General features: G+C 63.1%; 8 protein-coding genes. All 8 read left to right on the top strand.

Annotated features, from left to right (window positions below; translation table 11 throughout):
• Positions 1-18 precede the first annotated feature (18 nt).
• Positions 19-1,119 carry a 3-isopropylmalate dehydrogenase gene (gene leuB / locus KDH09_18590; GenBank protein ID MCB0221712.1) on the top strand — a complete coding sequence of 367 codons (1,101 nt, stop codon included), beginning with the start codon at positions 19-21 and terminating at the stop codon, positions 1,117-1,119.
• A 56-nt stretch (positions 1,120-1,175) separates the two neighbouring features.
• The gene (locus KDH09_18595; GenBank protein MCB0221713.1) at positions 1,176-2,198 is read left to right on the top strand and encodes an aspartate-semialdehyde dehydrogenase; all 1,023 of its coding nucleotides are present in this window, start codon (positions 1,176-1,178) and stop codon (positions 2,196-2,198) included.
• Positions 2,199-2,353: 155 nt separating this feature from the next.
• Positions 2,354-4,309 carry a hypothetical protein gene (locus KDH09_18600; protein MCB0221714.1) on the top strand — a complete coding sequence of 652 codons (1,956 nt, stop codon included), beginning with the start codon at positions 2,354-2,356 and terminating at the stop codon, positions 4,307-4,309.
• A complete protein-coding gene (locus tag KDH09_18605) occupies positions 4,306-5,019 on the top strand; it encodes an outer membrane beta-barrel protein (protein MCB0221715.1) in 714 nt (237 codons plus the stop codon). Before KDH09_18600 ends, KDH09_18605 begins: the two co-directional genes overlap by 4 nt.
• Positions 5,020-5,040: 21 nt before the next feature.
• A complete protein-coding gene (gene truA / locus KDH09_18610) occupies positions 5,041-5,838 on the top strand; it encodes a tRNA pseudouridine(38-40) synthase TruA (protein ID MCB0221716.1) in 798 nt (265 codons plus the stop codon).
• Between the two features lie 125 nt (positions 5,839-5,963).
• Positions 5,964-6,401, top strand: a complete 438-nt coding sequence (rplM, locus tag KDH09_18615) for a 50S ribosomal protein L13 (GenBank protein ID MCB0221717.1) — start codon at positions 5,964-5,966, stop codon at positions 6,399-6,401.
• A gap of 29 nt (positions 6,402-6,430) precedes the next feature.
• Entirely contained in the window at positions 6,431-6,826 is a 396-nt protein-coding gene (gene rpsI / locus KDH09_18620) for a 30S ribosomal protein S9 (protein ID MCB0221718.1), read from the top strand.
• An 80-nt stretch (positions 6,827-6,906) separates the two neighbouring features.
• The coding region (gene argC / locus KDH09_18625) for an N-acetyl-gamma-glutamyl-phosphate reductase (GenBank protein ID MCB0221719.1) at positions 6,907-7,155 on the top strand (249 nt) is incomplete at its 3' end.

Consider the following 7,155-nt stretch of genomic DNA (forward strand, 5'->3'; position numbering starts at 1 on the left):
CAGCAGGAGCCAGCAACCGTGACGACCCAGTACAAGCTCGCACTTCTTCCCGGAGACGGGATCGGTCCCGAAGTCATCGAAAGTGCCGTGGAGTGCCTCCAGAAGGCCGCGCCGCTCGATGACCTGGAATTCTCGCTCACCGAGTACAAGGTCGGCGGCTGCGCCCTGGATGCCTACAAGGTTCCGCTTCGCGATGGTGATCTTGAAGAAGTGAAGAAGGCCGACAGCGTCCTGCTGGGCGCCGTTGGCGGTCCCAAGTGGGAAGGCCTCGACTACGCGATCCGTCCTGAGCGCGCGCTGCTTCGTCTTCGCGCCGAGCTCGAACTCTTTGCGAACCTTCGCCCGGCCACCGTGTTTCCCGAGACGATCGACGCCTCGGCGTTAAAGCGCGAGGTGGTCGAGGGCATCGATATCATGGTGTTGCGCGAGCTCACCGGCGGGATCTATTTCGGCACGCCCAAGGGCGTGGACACCGATCCCGACGGCAACCGCCGCGGCGTGAACACGATGGTCTACACCGAGCCCGAGATCGAGCGTATCGCCCGTCTGGCATTCGAAATGGCGCGTCAGCGTCGCGGCAAGGTGACCAGCGTGGACAAGGCTAACGTGCTCGAAGTGACCGAGCTCTGGCGCGACATCGTGACGAAGCTTCACAAGGACGAATATTCCGACGTCGAGCTCAACCACATGTACGTCGACAACGCGGCGATGCAGCTCATTCGCAACCCGCGCCAGTTTGACGTGCTGGTGACCGGCAATCTCTTTGGCGACATCCTCTCCGACGAGGCGGCCATGCTGACCGGTTCGATCGGCCTGCTTCCCAGCGCTTCGCTGGGCAAGGCGAAAGAGGGCGGGGGCCCGCGCCTTGGCATGTACGAGCCCGTGCACGGCAGCGCCCCGGACATCGCGGGGCAGGACAAGGCCAACCCCATCGCCACCGTGCTATCGGTGGCGATGATGCTGCGCTATTCCTTCGGCGTGAGCAAATCCGCCGAAGCGATCGAAAAAGCCGTTTCGAAGGTGCTGGCCGAGGGCTATCGCACCGCCGACATCGCCGAGCCCGGCGCGAAGATCGTGGGCACCAAAGAAATCGGTAAAGCCCTCGTCGACGCCATCTGATCAAGTCTTGCCAACTCTCCCGATGACAGGGATACAAGCCAAAGGTTAAGGAGTACATGAAGAAGGAAAGCTACAACGTCGCCGTCGCCGGTGCCACGGGAGCCGTGGGCCGCCAAATGCTGCAGGTGCTCGAGGAGAGGAATTTCCCCGTGGCCACTTTGAAGCCGCTCGCTTCGTCCCGCTCGGCCGGGACCACCGTCGAGTTCAAGGGCAAGGAAGTGACCGTGCAGGAGCTCACTGCCAATAGTTTTGACGACGTGGACGTGGCCCTCTTCTCTCCGGGCGGCGCTGTGAGCCAGGAGTTTGCTCCCATCGCGGGCAAGGCCGGCGCGGTCGTCATCGACAACACGAGCGCTTTCCGCATGGACCCGGATGTGCCGCTCGTCGTGCCGGAGGTCAATCCCGGCGCAATTGCCGGCTATACCAAGCGCAACATCATCGCCAACCCCAACTGCTCGACGATCCAGATGGTCGTGGCCCTCAAGCCGCTCCACGACGCCGCAAAGATCAAGCGCGTGATCGTCTCCACCTACCAGAGCGTCTCTGGCGCGGGGCAGAAGGGGATTGAGGAACTCTCAAACCAGACGAAGGATCTGCTGGCCATGAAGGAAGTGAAGTGTGAGAAGTTCGCGCACCGCATCGCCTTCAACTGCCTGCCGCACATCGATGTCTTCCAGGAAAATGGTTACACCAAGGAAGAGATGAAGATGACGCTGGAGACCAAGAAGATCCTGGGCGATGAGTCGGTGATCGTCTCCGCCACGGCGGTTCGCGTGCCCGTCTTCTACAGCCACTCGGAGTCGATCACCATCGAGACCGAGAAGAAGCTCACCGCCGATCAGGTGCGCGAGATTCTCTCGAAAGCGCCGGGCGTGATCGTCCAGGACGATCCGGCCAACAACGTCTACCCGCTCGCCAGTGAGGCGGCCGGCCACGACGAGACCTACGTAGGTCGCATCCGCGAGGACCTGGCCTTCGAAAACGGCATCACCATGTGGGTGGTGGCCGACAACATCCGCAAGGGCGCGGCTACCAACGCGGTGCAGATCGCCGAGCGGCTGATTCAGGATTACCTGTGAGCTTTGAACTCGCACCAGGAACGGGCGGCCACGAGGCCGCCCGTTTGTTATGGGCCGGGATTTTCCCGCGCCGGGCTATCGCGCCCGGGCCGGGCGTGCGCTATTGTTCGCACTCCATGAAGCGATTTTGGCAAATCGGGGCACTTGCGGCCGTCTTGGCGCTCTCTCTGGGGGTAAGCGCCGCCCGCGCCGAGCCCCAGAACGTGGCGAGCCCCATTACCCTCACCGGAGCGGTGACAACCGCCGTCTACGCCCAGGGCGCGGGCGAGGCGCAGCTCTTACTCGTCGCTGACAGCGCCAATGACCAGCTTCGCACGGTGGAAGTGCGTACCGGCAAGGAAATCACCGCCGCGGCGCTGGACCTCTCCATCGGGTGCAACCCGCAGGATCTGCTCGTCTCCGGCGGAACCCTCTATGTTGCCTGCATGGACCTCGACCTCGTTGAGCTCGTCGATGTCTCGGGCTTCGGGTTGCCGACGCCGTCACTGAGCTCACTGGAAACCGTAGACGTCGGCGATGGTCCGAGCCGCCTGCTGATCGCAGGCAACGGGGCGGACGACTACCTCATCGTACAGAACACCGCCGAGAAATCGGCCAGCGTGATCTCGCTCTCCAGCATGAATGCGCCCATCGCGATCAATGCCGACAACAGTACGGAGACCGTGGGCGCGCCGGTGAACGTGCGGCTCTGCGGCGCGGACGCCGACCCGGTAAACCGCGGCACGCCGGTCGGACTCGGTGTGGGATTTGAGCGAATCTACGCGGGCTGCGACGACGGCGTCGTCAGTTGGTTCGATCCGTTCAACAACATGAATTTCTCGCTGAGCGCGGAGATCCCGCCACTCAGCACAGGCGCTCTGACGGCGGCTTTTGGCCGGGCGGGTGAGCACGGCCTGTTCCTGCAGGCATCCGATGGCGCTCTCTACGTAATCGATCTCTCGGAAGCGGAACTCGGCGGCACTGCCATTGCGCAAGTGCTCTTTAATGACGGAAGCGACAACTACAGTGTTGCCGGCCCGGCCTCACCGCGTGGGCTGCTTACGTTCTTTGATGCGGAGACCGGCAGCCGTTGGCTGGCGTTGCTCGGCGCTGCTCGGCTTGATCTCTTCGACGTCGGTGATCTGGGTGACGTTGTTTACACGCCCCCGATGAGCCGCGCGGCTGATGCGCAACTGACCACGGGGCTCTCGAGCATCGGGGCAAACGCGGTACGCCCGGGTTTCGGTTCGGGCAATCTATTCGTGCCGACAGGTACGGCGGACATCAATGTCATTTTTGCCGGGCCGGTGCCTGCATTTGCATCGTCGGGGCTTGCGATTTCGAGCCTGGACACACCCGGGGCGAGCCCGGCTTTGCCCTTGGTTGAAACCTGTGCGGCGGATTTCCCCGGTGCGGATCTTGAGATCCCCTGGGACGCAAGCGCGAGTGAAGATGTTGCCGGTTGCTCCGCGACGCTTGCCAAGTCTCCACCCTCTGAAGCCTCGCTTACTTGTGATACGAGCACTGTGAAAACAGGTACCGCGACGGTTAACCCGGCGGATATTGCCGACGTGATCGGCAGCTCTGAAGAAGCGGCGCTGTATTTCACGCTCGAAGATGCCGAAGGGAATCCGGGGTTTGGGCAAACTTCAATCCTGCTCGATGGCGGGCGCCCGATGGCGCCCACGGGCCTTTCCGGTACTCTCATCAACGGCGTTCTCTCGCTGAGCTGGGACGTGGCGCTGGATGCAGGCGATCCGCTCGACAGCGGTGTGCGCTCCTACGTGGTGCGAATTCAGCGAAGCTCCGGCGCACCCGACATTATTCTGGATGAGATGACGGAAACATCGCTGACCGGCACGCTGCAGCAACTGGACCCCGCCGCGCCGATTCTGCTCGGGAGCGAGACGCTCACGCTGAGCGTCGCGTCCTGCGACAACGTCGGCAATGCCTCCGCGGATTTCAGCACCCCGGAAGTGCTCAGCGTTGTTCTGGTCGGTGCCGCGGCGAACGCCGGTGAAACCGGCGGCTGCGTCATTGGCTCGACCGATGCCGGGTTGCTCCCGCTGGCCCTGATGGCCGCGCTGGCGGGTTTTGCCTTGCTGTATCGGCGGAGGTCGGCGCGCCGATGATCCGTCGAATTCTCATCGTGGCGGTGCTCGTGCTGGGCATCGTGATGAGCCTTGCTCCGGGCGCGCAGGCGGGAGCGGTGAAGCGTCGGGGCGGTCCGTTTCACGTTTTCACCTCGTTCAAGGGTGGTGTCTACCTGCCGCGCGCGGACAGCAACAACCCCGGCACGCAGGATATCAAGGATATTTATGGCAAGGCCGACTACCTGCTCTCGATGCGGGTGGGCGTGGTTGCCGACGACGGCACGTTCGGCGTGCGCGGTTCCTGGACCATTCCCGGAACGCTCGCGCTCTCGGTCGAGGGCAGTTTCTATCGCGCATCGGGATCCGACATCAATTCGCCCACTACCGATCTGGTCCTTTACATGGTTCCGGTGACAGTGGGCCTTGAATACGGATTCCGCTACAGCGAGGAGCAGCTTCTCGTGCCCTATGTCGGGGTCGGATATGGCGGCGTGTATTTCCGGGAAACACTGCGCGGTCCGATCAACCAGAAGCTCGACGGCGGGCGCTTCGGCTGGAGTGCCGAGGCCGGGCTCCGTATCCTTCTCGACAGCTTCGATCGTGCGGCCGAGCGATCCTTCCAGCACTCGGTGGGCGTTACCAATACCTTCGTGGACTTTCGTATGCGCTACCAGTCGATCAATGGATTCGACACCGGATTCGACTTCACAGGCCTCGCTTTCGATGGCGGTCTCACGGTCGAGTTCTAGGCGCGCCGCGCTCATCCCCTCATGCGCAACATTGCCCTCCTGATCGAGTATGACGGCACCGCGTACGCGGGCTGGCAGATTCAGGAGAACGCGCGCACCATCCAGCAGGCGGTCGAAGAAGAGATCACGGCGCTCTGCCGCGCGCCGGTTCGCATCCATGGCGCCGGCCGCACCGATGCGGGCGTGCATGCCGAGGGGCAGGTCTGTACCTTCCAGACGGACGTCGACCTGCCGATGAGCGCATTCTCCCTGGGCCTGAACACGAAACTTCCCCCCGACGTGCGCGTGCTCGAGGCACGCAAGATGCCCGCCGAGTTCCACGCGCGCTTCAGCGCGAAACGAAAATGCTACATCTATCGCGTGCTGGCGCGTCCGGTGGGCTCGGCGCTGCTGCGCGATCGTGCCTGGCATGTGCGCCACGAAGTGGACTGGCCGGCGGTGCGGGCCGCGCTCGGCGATTTTATCGGCGAGCACGACTTTGCCGCCTTCCAGTCGAGCGGTGCGGACACGACCACCACCGTGCGCGAGATATTCAGCGCCGACTACGCGGTGCGCGGCCCCGTCCACGAATTTCGCTTCGTGGGGAGCGGATTTCTCAAGGGGCAGGTGCGCTCGATGGTCGGAACGCTCATCGAAATCGGGCTGGGAAAACTGCCCGCCGGGCACATCGAGAGCCTTCTGAGCCGCCCGGATCGGGCCGGAGCGGGCACCACGGCGCCGCCGCAGGGCCTCACCATGGCCTGGGTGGACTTCGGGGAGGGGCCCTGGGTCGCTCCCGGTGGCGGGATTTCCTCTGTAATTTCAGACATTTCTGGCTGATTTTCGGCGTTTTCCGATCCTGCTTGACACCCCCCGGTGCTGTGCTTATGATCGCGGCCTCGCTGGGGACCGGCCTGCGATCAGCGCATGCCTCTAAACCCCGGGAACGACTTGGGAAAATAGTGATGCAGACGAAAAGTACACCCTTCGCCAAGACTGGCGAGATTGAACGAAACTGGTTCCACGTCGACGCCGACGGTGAAGTGTTGGGCCGTCTTGCCACCCGGATCGCGATGGTCCTCAAGGGCAAGCACAAGCCGCAGTTCACCCCGCACATCGACACCGGTGATTTCATCGTCGTGACGAACGTCGAGAAGATCAAGCTGACCGGCAACAAGTGGGCCGACAAGATGTATTACCGCTACTCGGGTTATGTTGGCGGCCTCAAGGAGACCACGGCGGCCGAGCTTCGCGAGCGTCATCCCGAGGACATCCTGCGGCTTGCGGTGAAGCGCATGCTTCCCAACACGCCGCTGCATCGCAAGATGCTGACCAAGCTCAAGATCTACGCGGGAACCGATCACCCGCATTCGGCGCAGAAGCCCGCGCCCCTTCCCCGCTAAGCGCGGCGATACTGTAGGAGAGAGAACCCATGGCGGCTCCCAAAGCAATCCAGACCACCGGCCGGCGCAAGCGCTCGGTCGCGCGCGTTCGCCTTCTTCCCGGCGACGGCAAGATCTTCATCAACCGCAAGCCCTCGGATGAGTATCTGACCCGCGACACCGCGAAGATGATCGTCCGTCAGCCGCTGGACCTGACCAACACGAACACCAGCTTCGACATTCACGTCAACGTCCGCGGTGGCGGCATGTCGGGCCAGGCCGACGCGATCAAGCACGGGATTTCCCGCGCGCTGATCACGGCCAACCCGGAGCTCCGCGGTCCGCTCAAGAAGGCCGGCTTCCTCACCCGCGATCCTCGCGAAGTTGAGCGTAAGAAGTACGGCCAGCACAAGGCGCGCAAGAGCACCCAGTTCTCCAAGCGCTAAGTCGCACCAACACCAGCGAACTATGCAAAGGGGGCGACACACAGTCGCCCCCTTTCTTTTTGATCGAAGAGGACAAACTCATGGCAGGCAAAACACGGGTCGCCATCTGCGGAGCGACCGGCTACACGGGATTCGAGCTCATCCGGCTCCTGCTCAACCACCCCAACGTGGAAATCACCTCGCTCACCTCGCGCCAGAGTGCCGGGATGAAGATCAGCCAGGTGCTGCGCAGCGTGGCCGGCCGGTGTGAGATCGAACTGGAACAGATCGACCCGGACGCCATCTCGGAGAAAGCCGACCTCGTCTTCACCGCGCTTCCCCACAAGGAG

The sequence above is a fragment of the Chrysiogenia bacterium genome, from assembly GCA_020434085.1.
Classification (GTDB): domain Bacteria; phylum JAGRBM01; class JAGRBM01; order JAGRBM01; family JAGRBM01; genus JAGRBM01.